This window comes from Salinivibrio sp. PR5 (assembly GCF_001996085.1).
Classification (GTDB): domain Bacteria; phylum Pseudomonadota; class Gammaproteobacteria; order Enterobacterales; family Vibrionaceae; genus Salinivibrio; species Salinivibrio proteolyticus.
This window is the reverse complement of the sequence record NZ_MUFK01000014.1, coordinates 27,374-47,816: the sequence shown is the minus strand read 5'-3', so window position 1 is coordinate 47,816 and position 20,443 is coordinate 27,374. Positions and strand designations below refer to the sequence as shown.

The 20,443-nt window shown below is 50.1% G+C and carries 19 protein-coding genes; 11 read left to right on the top strand and 8 right to left on the bottom strand.

Annotated elements, in window-relative coordinates; genetic code table 11:
- The first annotated feature begins 222 nt into the window (after nucleotides 1-222).
- Nucleotides 223-1,227: a beta-N-acetylhexosaminidase gene (gene nagZ, locus BZG82_RS07400; RefSeq protein ID WP_077765509.1), complete on the top strand. Its 1,005-nt coding sequence runs from the start codon at nucleotides 223-225 to the stop codon at nucleotides 1,225-1,227.
- A 200-nt stretch (nucleotides 1,228-1,427) separates the two neighbouring features.
- On the opposite strand, the gene BZG82_RS16385 is transcribed toward nagZ, so the two are convergent.
- The 5 genes from BZG82_RS16385 to BZG82_RS07380 form a co-directional block, all read right to left on the bottom strand.
- Nucleotides 1,428-1,604 carry a hypothetical protein gene (locus BZG82_RS16385; protein WP_157893189.1) on the bottom strand — a complete coding sequence of 59 codons (177 nt, stop codon included), beginning with the start codon at nucleotides 1,602-1,604 and terminating at the stop codon, nucleotides 1,428-1,430.
- 144 nt (nucleotides 1,605-1,748) lie between these two features.
- Nucleotides 1,749-2,603 (bottom strand): HTH-type transcriptional regulator HdfR, encoded by an 855-nt coding sequence (gene hdfR / locus BZG82_RS07395; RefSeq protein WP_077765521.1) that lies wholly within the window; start codon nucleotides 2,601-2,603, stop codon nucleotides 1,749-1,751.
- 105 nt (nucleotides 2,604-2,708) lie between these two features.
- Nucleotides 2,709-4,175 carry a lactate dehydrogenase gene (locus BZG82_RS07390; protein ID WP_077765520.1) on the bottom strand — a complete coding sequence of 489 codons (1,467 nt, stop codon included), beginning with the start codon at nucleotides 4,173-4,175 and terminating at the stop codon, nucleotides 2,709-2,711.
- Nucleotides 4,176-4,193: 18 nt separating this feature from the next.
- On the bottom strand, nucleotides 4,194-4,904 hold the full coding sequence (deoD, locus tag BZG82_RS07385) for a purine-nucleoside phosphorylase (protein ID WP_069586729.1): 711 nt from the start codon (nucleotides 4,902-4,904) through the stop codon (nucleotides 4,194-4,196).
- A gap of 22 nt (nucleotides 4,905-4,926) precedes the next feature.
- Nucleotides 4,927-5,097 carry a XapX domain-containing protein gene (locus BZG82_RS07380; RefSeq protein WP_069586728.1) on the bottom strand — a complete coding sequence of 57 codons (171 nt, stop codon included), beginning with the start codon at nucleotides 5,095-5,097 and terminating at the stop codon, nucleotides 4,927-4,929.
- A 517-nt stretch (nucleotides 5,098-5,614) separates the two neighbouring features.
- On the opposite strand from BZG82_RS07380, the gene BZG82_RS07375 reads away from it, so the two are divergent.
- The 4 genes from BZG82_RS07375 (at nucleotide 5,615) to BZG82_RS07360 (ending at nucleotide 9,290) form a co-directional block, all read left to right on the top strand.
- Complete coding sequence (locus BZG82_RS07375) at nucleotides 5,615-6,529, top strand: siderophore ABC transporter substrate-binding protein (RefSeq protein ID WP_077765508.1); 915 nt, start codon at nucleotides 5,615-5,617, stop codon at nucleotides 6,527-6,529.
- A 79-nt stretch (nucleotides 6,530-6,608) separates the two neighbouring features.
- Entirely contained in the window at nucleotides 6,609-7,556 is a 948-nt protein-coding gene (locus tag BZG82_RS07370; RefSeq protein ID WP_069586726.1) for an ABC transporter permease, read from the top strand.
- Complete coding sequence (locus BZG82_RS07365; RefSeq protein ID WP_077454880.1) at nucleotides 7,549-8,496, top strand: iron chelate uptake ABC transporter family permease subunit; 948 nt, start codon at nucleotides 7,549-7,551, stop codon at nucleotides 8,494-8,496. The genes BZG82_RS07370 and BZG82_RS07365 overlap by 8 nt, the downstream gene beginning before the upstream one ends.
- Before the next feature lie 5 nt (nucleotides 8,497-8,501).
- A complete protein-coding gene (locus BZG82_RS07360) occupies nucleotides 8,502-9,290 on the top strand; it encodes an iron ABC transporter ATP-binding protein (RefSeq protein WP_077480345.1) in 789 nt (262 codons plus the stop codon).
- A 41-nt stretch (nucleotides 9,291-9,331) separates the two neighbouring features.
- Here the strand turns inward: BZG82_RS07360 and yddG are convergent, their stop codons facing one another.
- Nucleotides 9,332-10,243 (bottom strand): aromatic amino acid DMT transporter YddG, encoded by a 912-nt coding sequence (yddG, locus tag BZG82_RS07355; RefSeq protein ID WP_077765507.1) that lies wholly within the window; start codon nucleotides 10,241-10,243, stop codon nucleotides 9,332-9,334.
- Between the two features lie 60 nt (nucleotides 10,244-10,303).
- Nucleotides 10,304-14,059, bottom strand: a complete 3,756-nt coding sequence (locus BZG82_RS07350; protein ID WP_077765506.1) for an EAL domain-containing protein — start codon at nucleotides 14,057-14,059, stop codon at nucleotides 10,304-10,306.
- A 278-nt stretch (nucleotides 14,060-14,337) separates the two neighbouring features.
- Between BZG82_RS07350 and BZG82_RS07345 the strand changes: the two genes are divergently transcribed.
- From BZG82_RS07345 to BZG82_RS07320, 6 genes are all read left to right on the top strand, one after another.
- Nucleotides 14,338-15,936 carry a methyl-accepting chemotaxis protein gene (locus tag BZG82_RS07345; RefSeq protein WP_077765505.1) on the top strand — a complete coding sequence of 533 codons (1,599 nt, stop codon included), beginning with the start codon at nucleotides 14,338-14,340 and terminating at the stop codon, nucleotides 15,934-15,936.
- Nucleotides 15,937-15,952: 16 nt separating this feature from the next.
- Complete coding sequence (locus BZG82_RS07340; RefSeq protein ID WP_077480341.1) at nucleotides 15,953-16,699, top strand: SDR family oxidoreductase; 747 nt, start codon at nucleotides 15,953-15,955, stop codon at nucleotides 16,697-16,699.
- 72 nt (nucleotides 16,700-16,771) lie between these two features.
- Nucleotides 16,772-17,368, top strand: a complete 597-nt coding sequence (locus BZG82_RS07335) for a DedA family protein (RefSeq protein WP_077765504.1) — start codon at nucleotides 16,772-16,774, stop codon at nucleotides 17,366-17,368.
- The gene (locus BZG82_RS07330; protein WP_077765503.1) at nucleotides 17,355-18,467 is read left to right on the top strand and encodes a hypothetical protein; all 1,113 of its coding nucleotides are present in this window, start codon (nucleotides 17,355-17,357) and stop codon (nucleotides 18,465-18,467) included. Before BZG82_RS07335 ends, BZG82_RS07330 begins: the two co-directional genes overlap by 14 nt.
- A 90-nt stretch (nucleotides 18,468-18,557) precedes the next feature.
- Nucleotides 18,558-19,106 carry a hypothetical protein gene (locus BZG82_RS07325; RefSeq protein ID WP_077765502.1) on the top strand — a complete coding sequence of 183 codons (549 nt, stop codon included), beginning with the start codon at nucleotides 18,558-18,560 and terminating at the stop codon, nucleotides 19,104-19,106.
- Nucleotides 19,094-19,870, top strand: a complete 777-nt coding sequence (locus tag BZG82_RS07320) for an NRDE family protein (RefSeq protein ID WP_077480337.1) — start codon at nucleotides 19,094-19,096, stop codon at nucleotides 19,868-19,870. Before BZG82_RS07325 ends, BZG82_RS07320 begins: the two co-directional genes overlap by 13 nt.
- Here BZG82_RS07320 and BZG82_RS07315 read toward each other — a convergent pair.
- On the bottom strand, nucleotides 19,838-20,347 hold the full coding sequence (locus BZG82_RS07315; RefSeq protein WP_077480336.1) for an outer membrane beta-barrel protein: 510 nt from the start codon (nucleotides 20,345-20,347) through the stop codon (nucleotides 19,838-19,840). The two genes, BZG82_RS07320 and BZG82_RS07315, sit on opposite strands and share 33 nt — an antisense overlap.
- Nucleotides 20,348-20,443 lie beyond the last annotated feature (96 nt).

Below are 20,443 nucleotides of genomic sequence, written 5' to 3'. Positions count from 1 at the left end.
TTTATCGAACTCCCTTTTCATGGCACGAGTATAAACAGATTGCGAATCTAGGCAAAGTGCTTGATTATTCTGTTGTGATAATGGCTGTCAGCGTGGCAGACGCACAGCATGAATACGTCATAAAGTTTTCAATTGCCAAGTCATTCACGTTCCGGTAATGCCTTTGCGCCACTATAACGTGCCTGCGTGGCAGTCGGTTGACAACAGAATGAAGGAGATATGATGGGGCCAGTATGGTTGGATGTTCACGCAGAGCGTATCGACAGTGAAGAAAAAGAGATCTTAGCGCACCCTAGTGTGGGCGGTGTCATCCTGTTTGCACGCAATTATCATGACAGTGAGCAATTGCAGGCGCTCACTACGGAGATCCGTGCAGCAGCGGGGCGCGACATTCTGATTGGTGTCGATCAAGAAGGAGGGCGTGTACAGCGTTTTAAAGCGCCGTTCACGCGTATTCCTGCGGCGCAGTCTTATGGGGCCCTCAAGGCGGATGTCAGCGTTGCCGAGCAAGCCGGATGGTTGATGGCCGCCGAGCTTATCGCGCATGGGATTGATTTAAGCTTTGCACCAGTATTGGACTTAGGATTTGCCTGCGCAGCGATTAAAGATCGCGCCTTTGGTGACAATTCCGCGGAGGCTATTCGTTATGCGCGCGCCTTCACCCAAGGAATGCGTACGGTGGGTATGGCCAGTACGGGCAAGCATTTTCCGGGTCACGGAGGGGTACAGGAAGACTCCCATCTGGTGACGCCGAATGATCCGCGTGAGATGTTGCACTCGTCGGATTTCGCCATCTTCAAAGCGTTCATCGAGGAAGGCTTACTGGATGCCATGATGCCGGCTCATGTGGTGTATCCACATCATGATGCGCGGCCCGCCAGTGCGTCCGCGTTCTGGTTGACCCAGATCTTGCGCCAGCAGCTGGGCTTTAAAGGACTGATTTTCTCTGATGATCTCAGTATGGGTGGGGCACATGTATTAGGCGATGCACCGGCTCGCGCCCGCGCAGCCTTGGAAGCAGGCTGTGATATGGTGTTGGTCTGTAACGACCGGGATAGCGCGGTTGCCGTTCTCGATACCTTGCCTATCACCGATGTCCCCGCGGCCAGCCAATTGCGTGTAGCAAAAACGATCAACTGGGTAGATTTGCAGCTTGATACGCGTTGGAAATCAGCCCGAGCTCAGGTCACTGCTCATCAGGCCAAGTGGGAGGCGGCAACGGCGTAATACATATCCTTCAGTACGCCATTGATGGCCGTTGTGGCTTGCAATACACAAAAGGGCAACGCCGAAAGACGTTGCCCTTTTACTTATATTCTATTTAGCTGTGCGTGTGCTATCTCGCTATGCGCCTCAACCCGTTTTGTTGCTGCAGGGCGGTGTGACCACCGTGTCATGCAATCTGTTTGGGGGCTAGCGACTGTTTGTCAACGGTCATCTCCGAAAAAGCCATCATCGTGTTGTTGACGGCGCGACTTATTCTGCTGACGTTTCTTACCTTTTTTACCGCGTGGTGCCTCGTCATCAAAATAGTCGTGGTGTCGGGACTTGAACTTCTCTTTGTGTTGAGAGCCATGTTTTAACCATTGATCCCACTGTGCCATGGTGGTGCTTTCCTAACGCTAATGTATTTACGTGGCTGTGTGTGCAGCCGGATATTCAGGCAACGCGCGCGTCACCCTTAAAGGTTAAGATAGCCCAAAAATTCACCGCCGACTAGTGAAATTATCATTGCAAACGTGTTTTTTTTACTCTGGGATAAGCTGGCCAGTAGAGTTTTGTAACTCATTGATTAAATGTGATTTATCGCTGCCATCTAACCAGACAAGATAAAGCTGATGAACCAATGCTGGGCTGGTGCCTACCAGATGCAGTTGTCCACGGTCGATGTATGGTTGAATAGCCAGAGACGGTAGAAATGCTATGCCGCCGTGGGTGAGTAAATAATTAAGCGCAAGGTGACATGATTGAGTGTGGAGGACGGGTGGACGTTGCAATGCCTCAATACGACTTCGCTCGACAGCAAAGCGGGTTCCCCAATCCAAATAGACGATCGCTAAGTCTTGGATGTCTGCCATAGCCACATCGGGTAGGTGACTGACCAATTGCAATTGATAATCGCCGAGGTGATGGGAGTGCAATCCTTCGAGTTTGGGTAATTCAGACGTCAGACCGGCATCAATGCGCTTTTCAATCAATTGACGCGCCAGCATTTGTCGAGGCGTAGCTTCAGCGCGGATCACCCAATCAGGTTGATTGGCACATATACGATTAATCCAGTCACTGACCCCTTCTAATTCCCAAAGTGTTGGGGACGCGCCAATAGTGAGCTGCTCGTTGGCGGCTTGCGTCAAGGTGACATCTTGCTGAGCCCGTTGCCACGTCTGTAACAAGGTTTCCGCATAAGGCAGCATACGTTCTCCGGCACTTGTGAGCCGAACATTCCCGCGTTGACGAATGAATAAAGGGGCACCGAGTTGGGTTTCGAGCTGACGAATTCGAAAACTGACTGCCGATTGCGTCAAATAGAGGTTATCGGCCGCGTGGCCAAAATGACGTGTTTTACTGACCTCGATAAAGGTACGAAGAAGTTGAATATCCAAATAAAACACCCTGCAAACAAATCACAGCCTTATTTAGGCAACAAAAAGCGATACGCGTCAAGTCACACAGTTCTATTTATCAAGGGAATGGAAAGGAAACCGCGGTTAAAGGAGTAAATCGGCCAACGTCAGCGGTCGGTCGGTCAAACCAAGGTGCTGAGCCGGTGTTTGATGCTGCTTGTCTTGCCAACATAAGTTGTGCCATGCGCGATAAATATCAAGCAGGGGAAGCAGGCCGCCAGGACGTAAACGTCGACGAGGCTCATTGACTAACAGCGCAAATTGCTGATGAAAATGTTGCTGATATTTCTTCAATGCATCGCAGCTAGCATGGGTTAACCAGTAGGCTTCTTTACCTTTTGCTTGGCCATGATCGCAAATGGCTTTTGTGCCTTCACCACTGCGCGTAAACGCCCAGCGATCGCGCCACCAACTGAGTAATACGATATCGATTTTCTCAGGCTCTGCACCAGGTTGCCAGTATGCGTCCTGTTCAACGTATACATGACTGACACGTTTATCCCGAATGTCAGCTTCAAAGACTGATAAGCAGGCGGAGCGGAGCAAAGGCTCTTGCGGTGAAAACACCACAATGTTTTGCCAATGCGCCAATAATGGCTTGAGGTTTAGGTAGTGGGCATAGGTTGTGTACTGTGGACGTATCAATGTGCCACGGTTGGGATAGATAAAATGTAGTGGCTGGGTATACGGGTCTTCCACATTCGAGCGGGCGAAAACCGCGCGATATTTTGCATCCACGCGACCGAGTAATCCCTCGGGTGTCGCGAGTGTTTCGCTTCGGTCGACATCAGGCGCACTGGCGATAAATCGACAATTATCTTGATAGGGATCGTGCTGAGCATTGACCACTGGGTGATCGTACGAATGATAATTCACGTCTTGCAGCAACACATAACCGCTATGTGCTTCCCCCGTAGCGAGCCATTGCACGCCATTTTGACTGTGTGGCTGCAAGGGCGCGTGTACGCTGGCAAGGTGGCCTTGGGTGGTTTCGCCTAAAAAGCGCGTATCATAAGCTGCAAGTTTTTGTCGACAGCGAGCGGCGATATGGTTGAGATGATCGTAAAAGGTTTTGGGGTTTAGCGTTAGACGGCGGCAAATCTCTCGCACCGTGTGGCCTGTGAACAGGTAAGCCAACAACTTTTGCTGTAACTCACTTTTTTTATTCACCCCCGACCAGCGATCGACGAAGGTGCTTTGACACCCTTTACAGCGATAGCGTTGTTTATCACCGCTGTAGCCAAACGCATGGTAGCAGGCTCGGTGGGTGAGTACGGGTTTGCCCAGATGTTCGCAATCTGGGTTGGTGCAGGCGCATAAACCATCGGCATGCAGTTGGCGCTGAGTGATCAGCTCTGCATGCACTTGGTGGTTATTGAGCAATGGAGGAAACGCACCACACTCGCGGCATACCAAGGTTGGGCGTGTCGGATTGGTGTGCTGAACCAAGTAATGCTGCTCATCAGTGGACCCAAAGTTTGGGCAAGTGAGCGTTTTACAAAAGTTCAGCTGCAAGTCACCGGCAGCTGGGGGCAGTTTGCCGCTAGACACGTTTCCTCCGATCAACACTTACAGGTTGATCGCTGTTTCAAGCGATACAGTCATCATTTCGTTAAATGATTTCTGACGCTCGTCTGAGCTCAAGGCTTCACCACGGATGATGTGGTCAGACACAGTCAAAATGGTCAGTGCGCGCGCGCCCAGCTCAGCGGCCACACCGTAGATACCTGCCGCTTCCATATCAACCGCGAGGATGCCAAGCTTGTCCATGGTGTTGAACAGATCCGCTTCAGGGCTGTAGAACAAGTCTGCAGAGAAGACGTTACCCACACGAACAGAAACGTTTTGTTTGCGCGCTTCACCTACTGCCGTTTCCAGCAGATGGAAGTCAGAGATCGCAGCAAAATCGTGGTTCGCGAAACGCGTGCGGTTCACTTTAGAGTCGGTTGATGCACCTTGTGCAACAATCACATCCATCAGTTTTACATCGTCTTTCACAGCGCCACAGCTACCAACGCGAATGATATTCTTCACGCCGTAGTCTTTGATCAGCTCATGCACGTAGATTGAGCAAGATGGAATACCCATACCGTGGCCCATCACTGACACTTTTTTCCCTTTATAGGTGCCGGTGTAGCCAAACATGTTACGTACGTCAGTGACACGCTCTGCGTTTTCCAAGAAGTTCTCGGCAATGTATTGCGCACGAAGTGGATCACCTGGCATCAGGACGGTTTCAGCAAAGGCGCCATCTGCGGCATTGATATGTGGGGTAGCCATAATGTGCTCCAATTATCTTAAGTTAAGAGAAAAAGCGTTCGATCACGGCCTGATAGGCCATGCCGCCAAGGTAGATACCAACAATGCCCATGATCCCCGATAGTACTGGGGGTGCAGGCAGTGGTAGCTTGATCGCGCTGAAGAAAAAGCCAACGATGGCACCAGCGACGACCGCAAGTAAAATCTCGTTCATTGTAACCCTCAAACAACTTATTAGGTGCAGTCAAACTCATGTCGGTGCCGATTTTGCGACAGTTCTAACTGTCTTTATTGTCTTTGCTCTGGCGCCGGATGAGATGGACTCAGTGTATGTAACAACGCCCTAGTAACGCGCGATCCCGATCACAACTATCTGCATATTACCGCGAATACCCCCTAATGGTTACCAAATATGTTGATAGTGTCGATGCAATCGCTTGCTTTTTGGTCATTCAGAGCATGGCGTGTGATCACGTAGGCATTTTTGATGGTGTGTGAGGGGATAGTGGCGCAAACAAAAACAGTTCTTTTGCGCCAGATCAAGGTAGGCATCAGCCTTCACTGAGTCACTTTTGCTGTTGATCGCTGCTCGGATAGCAAACACAGATTGATGTCTCTTATCTTGCGCAATATCAATATAATTATAAATATGAACGATTCTCACTTCTATTCGTGACTTCGTTTTTTAATTGCGCTAGCATGCTGCCATCAACCTTGATGAGGAACTAGCGATGCGAGCTTTTCGTTCAATTTTTCAACTTGTTATCTTAACGACATCTTTACTATTTGGTAGCCAAGTTACGGCAAAAACCATTGAGCATGCGATGGGTACAATCGAGATAGATGGTGTGCCACAACGTGTGGTCGTGTTGGGCCAAGGTAGCTTAGACGTGTTAGATCGTATTGGTGTTGAGCCTGTGGGTGTGGTCAAGTCACTGATGCCCGACTATCTTGCGGACAAGTACCAAGATGAAAAGTACGTCGCGGTGGGTACGGTAAAAGAGCCGGACTATGAGGCTATTTTCATGGCCAAGCCGGACCTGATTATTGCTGAAGCACGTATGGCCTCCCTGATGAAAGAGTTGGAAGAAATCGCCCCGACGATTATGTTCCAAGCAGACTACAACCAATACTGGCAGAGCGTGCAGAAAAACTGGCGTATGCTAGGTCAAGTCTTCGACAAACAAGACAAAGTGGAAGCAATCATCGCAAAGATGGATGCCAAAATTGCCAGCACACGTAACAAAGCTGCTGCGGATAACTTTAATGCGTTGATGGTGATGAGCAACGGTAGCAAAGTGGCGATGTTTGGCGAGAAAAGCCGCTTTGGTATGGTGTTTGATGAGCTCGGCCTAAAACCTGCGAAAAGCGACGATGTCGAGGTCGCCGGCTCTCATGGCAACTTGATTTCTTTCGAGTATATTGCCGATGCCAATCCGGATGTACTGCTCGTGCTAGATCGTGAGCAAGCCATCGGGGAAGGTGTAGGAAAAGCGAAAGCGCGCTTTGATAATCCACTCGTTAACAAAACGCCAGCCCACCAGAATAATCGCATTAGCTATCTAGACCCAACGGCGTGGTACATCACCATGGCGGGCATGACGGCGATGGATAAGATGATCGACGATGTAAATCGCGTTCTCTAACCGCTAAATAACTGGCTAATATTGACCCGGGCATTCCCCGGGTCTTTGTGATTGTAAGCGTCTCAACGGTAGTTGTGTTGTGAAATACCTTTCTATACCCGTCCTCGTGATTCTCGCGCTGTTATCGATTTCGATAGGGGTGGCGCACGTATCGATTGAAAATTTACTCGCAGGCGATGCGCAAGCGTGGACCATTTTTACCACCAGTCGAATTCCACGATTATTGGCCATCTGTTTGGCGGGTGCCGGCCTCAGTGTTGCCGGCTTAATCATGCAGCAGATTTGTCAAAACCGGTTTGCCTCGCCTGATACTACTGGCACCATCGATTGTGCGTTGCTGGGTTATGTGTTGACGCTGGTGGTATTTGCCGGCGCGAGCCAGTGGCTGGACTTGGCCATGATTGTCGGGACCGCCATGGCGGGCACATGGTTATTCGTTCGTTTTCTGCAGCGCCTCAAATTTAAAAATACGGTACTGGTGCCACTGATTGGCATCATGTACGGCAACGTGGTGTCTTCGCTCACTCAGTTTCTTGCTTACAAATACGACCTGATTCAGACCTTGCAGGCGTGGACGGTCGCTAACTTTTCCTCCGTGCTGTCGGGTAACTACGAAATCTTATTTGTCGCTGTGCCTGTTTGTGCCATTGCTTACGCCTATGCCAGCCAATTCAGCGCCGCCAGTATTGGCGAAAGCTTCGCTAAAAATATTGGCTTGGACTACCAAAAAGTGGTGTTGTTTGGCGTGATGGTCGTAGCGCTTTTGTCTTCGGCTGTGGTGATGATTGTCGGGGTGATCCCTTTCTTGGGCCTGATTGTTCCCAACGTGGTGTCCTTATTTATGGGCGATAACATTAAACGCAACCTGCCATGGACTGCATTCTGGGGCGTTGTACTGGTGTTGAGCTGTGACATTTTAGGCCGAGTGTTGATTTTTCCTTATGAAGTGCCGATCGCAATGATCATTTCCATTCTTGGGGGCGCGGTCTTTATTTATTTAGTCATGAGGGATAAAGCCAATGCGTGATGTGGTTAAACTCTCTCTTGTCTTCCTCGGTACGTTGGCCGTCGCTGGATACTTTCTGGGTCATGGCCTTACTGCGGATAACTACGCCTATTTTCTCTCTCGTCGTACTCCGAAAGTATTGGCGATCGCCCTCGCTGCGGTGGCTATTTCGGCGTCATCGTTAGTGTTCCAAACCATTACTAATAATCGCATTCTCACACCGTCGATTCTTGGCTTCGATAGCTTGTACATGTTGTTGCAAACAACCTTACTGGTGGTGTTTGGCGCATCCAGCGTATTGCTGATTAATCCGTACTTAAATTTTGTGGTATGCGTGATCTTAATGACGATTAGCGCCACGGTTTTATTTACGCTGTATTTTCGACGCCGACGCGCGAACATTTACACCTTACTCTTGATTGGTATCGTGCTGGGGAGTGTGTTTGGCAGCATCAGTCAGTTTTTTACTTTGCTGGTCGACCCGAGTGAGTTTGCGGTGCTGCAAGATGCGATGTTCGCAAGCTTTAACAATGCGAACCGTGATTTGGTGTATATGAGTGTTCCGGTGCTCGCATTGTGCTTGCTCGCGCTTTATCGCTATGCCAATCAGTTGGATGTGTGCTGGCTAGGAGAAGACAACGCGATTAGTCTTGGCGTCGATATTCGTCGCCTTACCCTTAAAGTGATGATGATCATCGCGGTGATGATTGCAGTCTCAACGGCGCTTGTCGGCCCAGTGCTATTTTTTGGCTTGATTGTGGTTAGCCTTGCGCGACAAATGTTCATCAGCTATCAGCACCGTTTCTTGATTATCGCTACCAGTATTTTGGCCGTGTTCTTGTTGCTAACCGGTCAGTTTGTTGTTGAGCAGTGGTTTGGCTTTGAAACCACTGTCAGCGTCATTATCAACTTTGTTGGCGGGAGTTACTTCCTGTACCTGCTGACCAAAAATAAGTTTTAACCATTATGATTGAACTGATCGAACTCTCTAAATCCTATGGGCAAACCAAGGTAGTTGACCAAGCCAGCGTGCTGTTTCCACCGGGAAAAGTGACTGCAATCATAGGGCCCAATGGCGCTGGGAAAAGTACCTTGTTATCGATGGCAAGTCGGTTGACTGACAGTGATGCGGGGCAGGTTTTAATTGGTGAGAAGCCGTTGGCCGAGTGGAGCAATGAATCATTGGCGAAACGTCTTGCGGTGTTGCGCCAGTCCAATAATATCAATATGCGCTTTCGTATTCGTGAATTGGTCGCGTTTGGTCGTTTTCCTCACTCAAAAGGCCGTTTAAGTGACGACGATAATCGGATCATCGATGATGCTATCGCGCAGCTTGGTTTGGAGGAGCTGCAAGACCGCTTTATCGATGAGCTGAGTGGGGGCCAGCGCCAGATGGCCTTCATTGCGATGGTTGTAGCGCAAAATACTGACTACATCTTTTTGGATGAGCCGTTAAATAACCTTGATATTCGCCACTCTGTCGCCATTATGCAGACGGTTCGTGACTTGGCACATCGCCATAATAAAGCCGTGGTGGTGGTGATGCATGACATCAACTTTAGCGCCTGTTACGCCGACAATATGGTCGCGATGAAAAACGGCGAAGTGGTTGCCAGTGGTTCGGTGAACGAGGTGGTGACGAAGCCGGTGATGGAAAGCATTTATGAGATTGAATTTGATGTGAAAGACATCAATGGTCAACGTATTTGCCTTTATTACGGCGCCCCGACACCGGCATTGGCGCTGGCTCAGTAAACGGTCTCCAGTCACGAACGCGACTGGAGACTACCGTGTGACTAGTGCGATTTTGCGGTACTCGGTGTGTTGTGGCTGGTTGGTGCACGAGTCAGCCACCAACTGGCCAGTGAGCCGAGTGTCACCATCGTCACGCCTTGCCAGAAGGTGAGCGTTAGTTCGGTCGACAAAAGAATGGCGGACAAAAATGTCGATAAAATCGGGATGAAATAAGACAAGGTCGCCAAAAACACCAAGTTGCCTTTAAGGATGCCAAGGTTCCATAATCCGTAACCGCCCCCCATTGCCGCACCGGCTAATAGGACATAACCAACGTCTGACCAAGCAGCGGAAAGTGCTGGCGCGTCAGAGAGCGCGAAACCGATCCAGAGTGTGATGGCGGTGGCGATAAAGAACCACGTGATGCCATTTTTTCCCTGCGCACTCATGCGAGTCAGATTACAGTATATTGCCCAAATGATGGCACCACTGAACGCCAGTGTGTAGCTCAATGGATTAGAGTGAATATTGGCGACTAAATGTTGCCAAGACACCCCCTGTTTGCCACCGACGGTCCAAACGACGCCTAAAAAGGCGACCATCAAGGCAGGGTAAAGCCAAAGACTGACTTTTTGACGCGTGATGAGCACGGAAAAAAACACGGTTAGACATGGCCACAAATAGTTAATCACGCCCATTTCGATCGCTTGTGTCCGCGTATTGGCCCACGCTAACGACAACGAAAGGCATAATTCGTAGACCACGAATAACACGCCGCCAACAATCAAGTAGCGACGCGGAAAGTCACTGAGTTTAGGTGTCCCGACAAAAAGTACTAAGCAGAGCGCTGCGATAGAGTAAATAGCAGCAGCGCCACCCAAAGGGCCAAGCAGTTCGGTCACGTGGCGAATCAGGGCGACATTGCTGCTCCACAGTAGGATCGCGCCACACCCCGCAAGCGTGTATTGATTCATAACAGGCAGTCCAAGCAAAAACGCTTAAATTGCCTATCTTTTCGGCATCACGCAACCCCATCAAACATCTTTTTGTTTCTGCAATGCTTGTTTGGCAAGTAATGTATCGAGTGGCGTAGGGTGATCGATTAAGAATCCCTGAACATAATCGATGCCAATGTCTTTGACCAAGGCGAGTTTTTCTTCATCAGAGACCCATTCAGCCACGGTTTTATATTGCATCGTCTTACAGATACTGACGATAGATTCGATAATCACGCGATCAATTCTATTTTCCTTGTCGGCCAAATTTGCCACAAATTGGCCATCAACTTTGACCACATCGACGTTAAACAGTTTGAGATAGTGGAAGGAGCATAGTCCTGATCCGAAATCGTCAAGCGCCACATGGGCGCCATAGGCCCGCAGCTCGTCAACGAAAGAAATCGCAGAGTTAAGATGGCTGATCAGCGCCGATTCCGTGATCTCAAAACATAGCCTATCGGTGGGGAAGATGGACTCGGCGACCAATTGCTTGAGTCGGGCCTGGAAATTGGGGTCACTGATCGAATGGGCAGACAGGTTGATATTGAATCTTAGCCCAGAATCTGCGAGCTCTTTTGCGCGAGTAGTCAGGACATAATTCGCTACCCATTCATCAATCTCGCGGATATGGCCAAAGGCTTCTGCGGCGGGAATAAATTCCCCAGGGCTGACAATGCTACCATCGGTATCCACCATACGGACCAGTAACTCGTACCAGTGTTCGACTGTTGGCCCTTCAACGGGAGCAACTTGCTGGCCATAGAGTGTGAATCGGTCTTCCGCTAACGCTCGGGTAATTTTACCGACCATTTGCATATCATTATGTCGCCCTTGTGCTGAGCCTGAAATATCATCGTACTCCACGATCTGGCCGCGGCCTGCGGATTTGGCTGAATACATCGCCACATCTGCACGACTCATCAAATCAGAAAGGGACAATGCATTATCGGTGACATTGACAAGTCCAACGCTGGCACTGATAGAGAAAATACGCTCCCCATATGGGAAGGATAATTGTTCTAAGCGATGGATAAGCGCCTTGATCGTGCGTTTAGCATCATGCATATTGCAATTGGTCAGCAGTATCGCAAACTCATCCCCGCCTAGCCGTGCGACCGCATCGTCACTACGAATATTATCGGCTAAGGCTTGGGAGACTTGGCACAGCACTTCGTCTCCCGCGTGGTGGCCCACCGAGTCATTAATAATTTTAAATAAATCGAGATCGATAAACGCCAAGACAGAGGGTATGTTCAGCGTTCTCGCCTGCACCAGATGCTGTTCCATCATGGTTTCAAATGCGCGTCGATTGGGTAGTTGGGTTAAAGGATCGTGGTTGGCATTGTAATCGAGCTGTGCCATTAAGGCGTGCTGCTCTGACACATCTCGCAATACCACCACATAACCTCGATGTGATTGTTGCTCGTTATCACCTAACAAGGGTGAGATGGCGACAGAAATATACACTTGTTTGGTATCATTGAGCACGAGTCGGTAGGCATCTTGAATATGGGTTTCGAAATGCGTTTTGAGCTGTTGTTCACTAAGGTACGATAAGCGAACGGGCTCTCCATGATGGAAAAGATAAAACACATCATCGACCGATTGGCCAATCGGAGCTTGCTCACGATAATTGGCAAGTTTTAGGGCGGTATTATTGAGATAGACCACATGCCCTTTCTCATCCATTGTGATCACGCCATCGTTGATGGAGTTCATCACCACATTGAGTTGTTCACGCTCGGTGGCAAGCGTGGCGTTCAGTTCATTAATTTCGGTATTATCCCAATTGGCACCAATCATGCGGATGGGCTGGCCGTTATCATCAAATTGCGTCGTCGCTAAGGCACGCAAATACCGCGTGTGCCCTTGCCGATCGATGATACGAAATTGCGTATCAAGCTGTGCCAGATTGGCTAAGGCTTGCGCGAGTTCATCCTGAACGCGTGGCAAGTCGTCACCATGCATATGTTGTTGCCAGGTAGCGAGTGTTTCACAGCCGGCGCCTGTCGCAATGTCGTAGAGCTGATACATTTGTGAATCCCACTCGAGGCGGTCTTCTTGTACGTGATATTCCCAAATCCCGATGTTGGCTGCTTGTGTGGCGGCTTCTAGCCGTCGTCTTAGCGTATCGTTTTGCACATTTGCTAAGTACTGTTCGGTAATATCAATTGCAGTGCTGAGTACGGTTTGAGGATCATCGTCTTGGCGCGCGGATGATTGGCGAAGGTAACGATACTCACCTGATGCATTTTGAAAGCGGAATACTTCAATAACACGCTCGGTATGCCCATCAACAAGCAGCTTCATAGCTTGTTCAAGTGCAGGGCGGTCTTCGGGATGAATGCGTGCGAGCCAAGCGGGATAGGTGCGAATTTTCTTGGCTTGGATGCCGAGCAATGGGGCAGACCAATCAGAAAAGATCAGTAAGCCAGTTTGGGTGTTTAATTCGAACACCGCGAGTTTGTTGATATCAAGTGCAAACCGCCAGCGCGCAAGCCAACGTTTTTGTTCGCGCTGTGCTGCTTTCAGTTGGTTGATGTCTTCCACTTGGCTGATCAGGTGGGTAACGTGTCCGGCGTGTTTGTCACGCACTGCAGTGACAGAGAGCCGCCCCCAAACAACATAGCCATCGCTGCGGACAAAGCGCTTCTCCATCCGTTTGTTGTCAATGTTTCCAATGATCAGCTCGTTTAAATAGGCTTTCAACTCATCTTGATCTTCCTCTCGGGTAAAGCGAGAAACATGGACGCCGCGCAGTTTGGGCTGTCGGTAGCCCCAAAAGGTTGCAAGGCTCTGGTTGATATCTTGGATATAGCCGCGAGAGTCGAGAATCGCCATCCCAATTAATGAATTGTGCATGGCCTGAGTCAATAAGGAGTGTTGCTGAGTATGTTGGCGTTGATGCTGGCGATAGCTATAAGCCAGTTGTGTCATGCATACCCCAATAACGAGCGTGCTCGCAGCAGTGGCCAGCATGGGGATGGAGGCTTGGTAGCTACTTTCTAGGTGAAAGGTCAATACCCCCATTGCACTCAGCACGTCAAAGCTTAATACCGCCAACGCGATCGTACTCAGGCCAATCAAACGGCTTTGTAAGGTGGCGGCGAGGAAAAAGAGCCCAGTCAATGCGATAAATGGATAAGGAATAGCGTAGAGCACCGCAGTGATCAGTGCGAATAAGGCCACACAGCTGGCTAATAAATAGCTGGGTGATGTGTGAACTATCAGTGCATTTTGTCGTTTAGAACGGCGTTCGGCATTGATCACTAACAAGAGTGGAAAGAGGGCAACAAAGCCGATCAATTCGCTTAGATACCAGCGTCCTAGGGCGTAGTCGACATGCATCGCGTCGTGAAAGGAGAGTACGCTGGCACCTAAAACCGCACCGAGCAATGGTGACAGCACGATAGTGGGCCCGATACCGCGAATAAACGGCCACATGCCTTCCAAGGCATTGCCAAAACGCACCCGCATGGTGCGGTATAGAAAACACCCCAACAAGGCAGTCGAGCCGTTGACCAAGGCCAGACTAACACTCAGTGAAGGGGGGATGCCCATTAAGGTATCGGCATAATAGATGCCAACAACGAAGCCAAGCAGACCAATCGGCCACGCATAGCGAGGATAGCAGGTGAGCATAAAAGCACCGGCTGCGGAGGCGTACCAGATGATGGCGAATTGCTCGCTGTCGGGGAGGACGGCAAGTGAAAACCACACGAGGGTAAAGCCAGTGACTGCAAGCGCCAAAAATGCATGGGTAGATTGACGTACTCGCCGACTAAAAATCATGAGTCTCTCGTTAATAACAACAACCTATGGTCAGCTTAGACCACTTTTACGTGATTAAGATGGGAACACAAGGTTTTTCCAACTGTGTGAGAGCTCAGTTATTTTTGGCCTATACGGCTTTGGTCTAAATTTGATCTCATTCACCGAATTTGCCAAAAAAAGCATGTAATTAGTATGAAATTATGTACAAAAGTAAGGTGAGACATAGTCGGATGTTTTAGTTATGGCAACAGAATATAGCCACAGATGGCGAATGACTTAACAGGGATAGGTGACGAATGACAAACAAGGATACAGTTCCGCTGATAAAGATGATCGTCCCGATGGCGATGATAACGGTGATCATTGCGTTTGGACTCTGGCTCACGGCGCCAATCTCCACCGCAATGATGCTCGTTGCCTTGGGGTTACAAACATTGCTCAGCATGCTGGTGGTTTGGTTGGAAAGACGGCATGGCCAAAAGGTAATGGATGATGAGAAAGAGTCTGAAACGCATGCCTTACCGGTGGAAACCGTCGGACGTTTAGCCAATCGTGCCACGACCAATGCGATGGCAGCGGCGGAAGTGTCGCATTCGGTTGATATTCTCAATACGCGCCTTGCAGAGCAGTACGCGGCTGTGGTGGAAATTACTGATACAGCACAGCATATCGAGCAAACCTTAGCACAAAATTGCCAAGCGCAAACCGATGCGGTGGAACAAGTTAGCGCAATGCGTGAGCAAAGCTTACAGGGATACCATCAGTTGAGCGCGTCGATTGATGAAATGCGCCAAATCAACCAAAAAACAGCGACCACACTCACACGCATTCAAGCGTTAGATGCCAACGTGAATAAGGTCAGTGATGTCGCCAACGTTATTGATGCAATTGCAGAGCAGACCAATCTGTTGGCGCTCAATGCAGCTATCGAAGCCGCACGTGCCGGCGAGCAGGGGCGAGGCTTTGCCGTAGTCGCCGATGAGGTCCGCCAACTTGCGCAACGAACCTCTGAAAGTACTACGGAAGTTGCAAGTATCATTCGTCAGATCATGACAGAATCTGGTGAGGTGATGGAGTATATTCAAGCGCTTTCAACAGATGTGGATACTGGAACCAGTAATGTCGAAAAGGTGGGTCAGCTATTACAGCAGCTTTCTAGCAGTGCCGATACTGTAGAAGAGGCGGTGAAACAAATTGCTGAGGGGGCGAGCACTAACAGTGCTAGCTTAGAACAAATCGCTGCATCACTCACGCAAGTGCGAAGCGGATTGGAGAGTAGTGATCAGCAAGTGAGTGCATTGACCAAAGAAGCGGAGAGCTTGATGGATACTGCCGAGATGACCAATGCAGTATTTGCAGAACTATCGGATGCCAGCCCTCACCAGCGTTTCTTTGCTGCCGCCTGTGCGTGTCGTGATCGTATTCAAGAGGCCTTTGAGGAGGCGGTTCGCAGTGGCACGATTAGCCAATCCGATCTGTTTGACCGTCAGTATCAACCTGTTGCCAATACGGACCCGCAAAAATATACCACGCGTTTTGATGCCTTTTGTGATCGCCTCTTACCCCCCATTCAAGAGCCGATTTTAGAGCAAGATGACCACATTGTTTATGTGATTGCGAATGATACCAATGGCTATGTACCTACACATAATCAGCGATTTTGTCAGCCTCTTACCGGTGATTATGCGCAAGATATCGCCGGTAACCGTACAAAACGCTTATTTGATGACCGAACAGGTAGGCGTTGTGGGCAACATACTGATACCATGCTGTTGCAGACCTATAAACGTGACACAGGTGAAGTGATGCATGACTTGTCTGTTCCTCTTTTTGTCGGTGGTCGACACTGGGGAGCGGTGAGAATGGGGTATCATCCGCCTGTGTCTGCGGATTAAGCGAAAAGGAGTAGCAATGAATCCAGTTGCGATTGTAACCGGGGCAAGTGGCGGCATCGGCCGAGAGACCGCAAAGTTGTTAGCACAGCGTGGCTATGCCATCTGTATTAACTATCTAAGCAACAGTGAATCCGCATTTGAGTTGGTTGATGAACTCCAAGCCATTGGTGTAAACGCAATTGCGGTTCAAGCCGATGTCTCGACCGAGGAAGGCGTAACACGTTTGTTCAGCGAAGCGGATAACCGCTTGGGTAATGTCACAGCGCTGGTCAATAACGCCGGTATTATGCAGCCTCAGTCTGCAGTCAGTGGGATGGATGCGGCGCGTATCAACGCGATGTTTCAGGCCAACGTGACCAGTGCGTTTTTGTGTTGCCGTGAAGCCGTCTTACGTATGTCGCAATCGCGTGGTGGACGTGGCGGGGCGATTGTTAATGTATCGTCTGCTGCGGTAAAAACTGGCTCGCCAAACGAGTATGTTGATTACGCGGCGACGAAAGCTGCACTTGATACGTTAACCATTGGCTTGGCGAAAGAAGTTGGACGCGAAGGTATTCGTGTTAATGCTGTGCGCCCGGGCCCGATTGATACCAATATGCATGCCGCCGGCGGTGAGCCTGATCGCGTCGCCCGCGTCGCGGACAATATTCCATTGGGGCGAGGGGGCTCAACATTGGAAGTGGCCGAGATGATCGCTTGGCTGTTGTCGGACAGCGCCTCATACTCAACCGGCAGCCTCTTTGATGTTGCAGGCGGTATGTAATCACGTTTTTCTAATCATTTGTCGGCGAGTGTGGCTATCTGCTGTCTATGTTTAATAGAGAGGAGTTCGCCGATGATCGAGAGTTTGATACCCAGTTTGGCGACATGGTCGCCGCTGGGTTTATTTTTTCTTATTATTGCCACGTCATACTTACTAGAAGACGCTGCTATCGCGTTGGCGGCATATATTGCGGTACAGAGCTTGCTGCCGTGGCCGTCTGCGTTATTGGCAATCTTTATTGGCATTGCCAGCGGTGATATGGCTTTGTACTTACTGGGTCTTTATGCGCGGCGGTATCGAGGTTTACGGGCTCGCTTACTGACGCAAAAAGGGGTAAGAAAAGCGCGCCATGCACTCCGCCGTCAACGGTTCCTCAACTTATTCCTAATCCGCTTTATCCCAGGTTTACGGACCGTCGCCTATAGCCTCAGTGGTTTCCTCTCCATTTCGGTAGGGATATTTGCCCTCGCGGTTGGTGTGGCGACAGCGTGCTGGACCGTATTGATCTTCTGGGGAGCGTTTGAGATTGAGCATAATCCTTGGTTGGCAGAGCGGCAGCTGACTGGCTGGGCGTTTTTAGTCGCAGCCGTTGGACTGGTGCTGGTGAACCGATTTTTACGCCGCAGAGCATTGCCAAAATTAACAAAGAGGCAGTATGACCAAGCCTAAATCGGTACTGACCGGACAAACGGGTATGCCAGATTATCCTGTTGTACGCACGTCGGGGTGGTTTGAATTCTTACCCGCTTGGGCGTTTTATACCCCTGTCGTCGCGCAATCTATCGTACTTGCTGCCTACTACCGCAGTGTGACTGTCCCTTTATTGGCCAACCCTGGCATTTTTTTATCTGGCATGGTGGGGGAGGCGAAATCAGATATTTTTGCACTTGCAGGGGATGTGGCGCACCAATATATCGCCCCTTATGTGTGTTGGCAGAAGCCTGAAGGTGTGGATTCAACATGTCTGTTGTCACTGCAGCACAAGCTGGCGCAACAAGCGATTAGTGTTCCATTGGTTGCTAAACCGGATAAAGGATGCCGAGGCGCCGGTGTGCAATACATCGATAGTGAGCGCAAACTGCATCGTTACATTGAGGCCTTCCCAACCCACCGTAAGATTATTTTTCAAGCGCTTGCCCCTTATCCTGCTGAGGCGGGGATTTTTTACCTGCGTTACCCCGGAGAAGCGACCGGTGAGATTATCTCTTTGGGGTTAAAGTATTTGCCGTCAGTGATAGGCGATGGGGTGTCTACGCTAAAAACGCTGATTGAACAGCATGCGGATATTGGTGCACGTGCCCACTTATACCATGCTCGTCATCAACACCGACTCGATACGGTGATCGCAAAGGGAGAGCGAGTGACCTTGGCATTTTCTGGTAGCCACTGTCGAGGTGCGTTATTTAAACAGGGCGCCCACTATGTGACACCTGAACTGCGGGCAAAGATGGACGAGATTGCCAACGACATTGATGGTTTTTACTTTGGCCGTTTTGATATCAAGTTTCGCGACATTCCGTCGCTAATGAAAGGAGAGACGTTGTGCATCGTGGAAATCAATGGTGCCAGTAGCGAGCCTGCGCATATCTGGGACAGTGACAGCAGTTATTGCGAAGCAGTACGTGCCTTGATGAGCCAGTATCGCCACCTTTACCGGATTGGCGCGGCGTGGCGGCGGCAAGGTTATACACCGCCCTCGTTACGGGTACTGCTGAATGCTTGGCACGAGGAACGACAATGGATGGCGCGCTATCCACAAACTGATTAAACGGCATGACTTCTGCTAGGTATGGATGGGATCAGGAAAGCGCAGGATGACAGGTCCCACTGACTGTCAAACTGTACTAAGGTGATGAGTATGCATTGTTCTCTTAACGAAGAAGATCGCGCCGTGATTCGCGGCAACTTAGACGTGATTGGCCAAGCGCAGAAGCTCCTCGACAGCCTCTCAGATACCACGTACAGCCAAAAGAAGGCCGATGGCTTTACTAGCACCATTGGTCAGCATATGCGTCATGCGCTTGATGTGTATGTGGCACTCAAACAAGGGGAAGCCTGTGGTGATATCGATGCCGATAGGCGTCGGCGTGGGCATCTGGTTGAGCACGACCGGCAGATGGCACGCAAAGAGTGGCAATGGCTTGCCGAGTGGTTACAGTCTCTCTCTCATCAACAACTGCATCGCCCCGTGCATATTTCTACCCAAGTGACCTTATATTCCACCAATACGGTGTGCCTTTCTACCACATTGATGCGCGAGCTTATTGTGGTCGCCAGTCATGCCACGCATCATTTTGCTATGATCCGCAGTGCCGCCTATGAACTCGGCGAAGTCTTGGATGAACATATTGGTGTCGCGGCTGCGACCGCAAGCTACGAGCGAGATCAGCTTCGATGTGCACGCTAACTTGGCAGGCTTCACAGGATGGGATAGACCTGTTCTTCAATCGTGATGAAGCGCGAGGCCGTAGTCGTGCGCTACCGCCCAAGACCTATCAACTTGATCAGACTCAGGTATTGATGCCTATCGACCCAGACGGTATGGGGACATGGATTGCAGCCAACGAGTTTGGCGTGATTGTCTGTCTACTGAATGATTACCAGCATGCCCAAACGGTTGCGCCACGATTAAGCCGCGGGCAGTTGGTCAAAGCGTTAGCGGTTTGCACCGGTTTGGATGACATGGCGAACGCGCTGCCAATCGATGCGTTGTGCGACTTTGCTCCCTTTTTGCTGCTCGGTTTTGCAGTCGATGGCCTATCAGATAAGACAGACGGCTCGGAGGTTGTTCCTCGGGCTTGGCGATGGAACGGTCAGACGTTGCGGTGTGTTGACTGTCAGCCGCCGGTAGTTTCCTCTGCAATTGATATTGAAACCACTACCAACACGCGAACCTACTATTTAAGGCAAATGAGTGGCACAGTACCGACCCGACAGCAACTATTGGCGTATCACCGCAGCCATTTTCCCGAGCGCGGTAGTACGTCAGTGTGCATGCACCGGGAGGATGCTAGCACAGTGAGTTTGACGCATGTACACATCGGCGCCGATGGTATCACCATGTATTACTACGACGGAGCGCCATGTCTAGTTGAGACACCGCAAGCGGCGTATCTACCGCTTGCGAGAAACTATGATTTAAAAGCCAATACTGGTACCGACGGTCACTGAACTGGTTTCAGCATCACCGCGGTCGGCATAGGTCAGTTCGAAGGCTAGCCCTGGCCCTGTGGTTGTATTGAGCTTGACCCCAACCGTTCCTGTCGCTCCCCAGCCAATGTCTTTTTCACTGCCAAACTCCGTGCGGTAGTAGTTGGCACCACCACGCAAATAGAAGCTGCCCATTTCGCCTGGTACGGTGAACTGGAGACTAAGAGGAATGTATGATGTCTTTAGTGTTCTCTCTATTCCATTACTGTCTTCAAAATCTGCGGTGGTTTGACCGTACCCGGTATACAAGCTGCTGTACTCCGTTAGTCTGAGCGTGCCGTTCGCTTCCCACGTATGGCCGGTTTCTGTCTGTCCTGCATATTTTACACTCGTCGTACTGGCACTCGCACCAATGCTAAGCGGAGAGGTTTGAGCGGTTGCGCTGGTTGCGAGCAGCGCGCTTGTGCATAGTACGGCAAGCGGCATCAGTTTTTTCATCGTCAGATCCTTTTAACAGGTTGCAAGCCTAAGCCTGATTGTCACCATTATAAGAAGCTAACGGCAATCGTATCGAAACCTTGAATGAATTTTGTG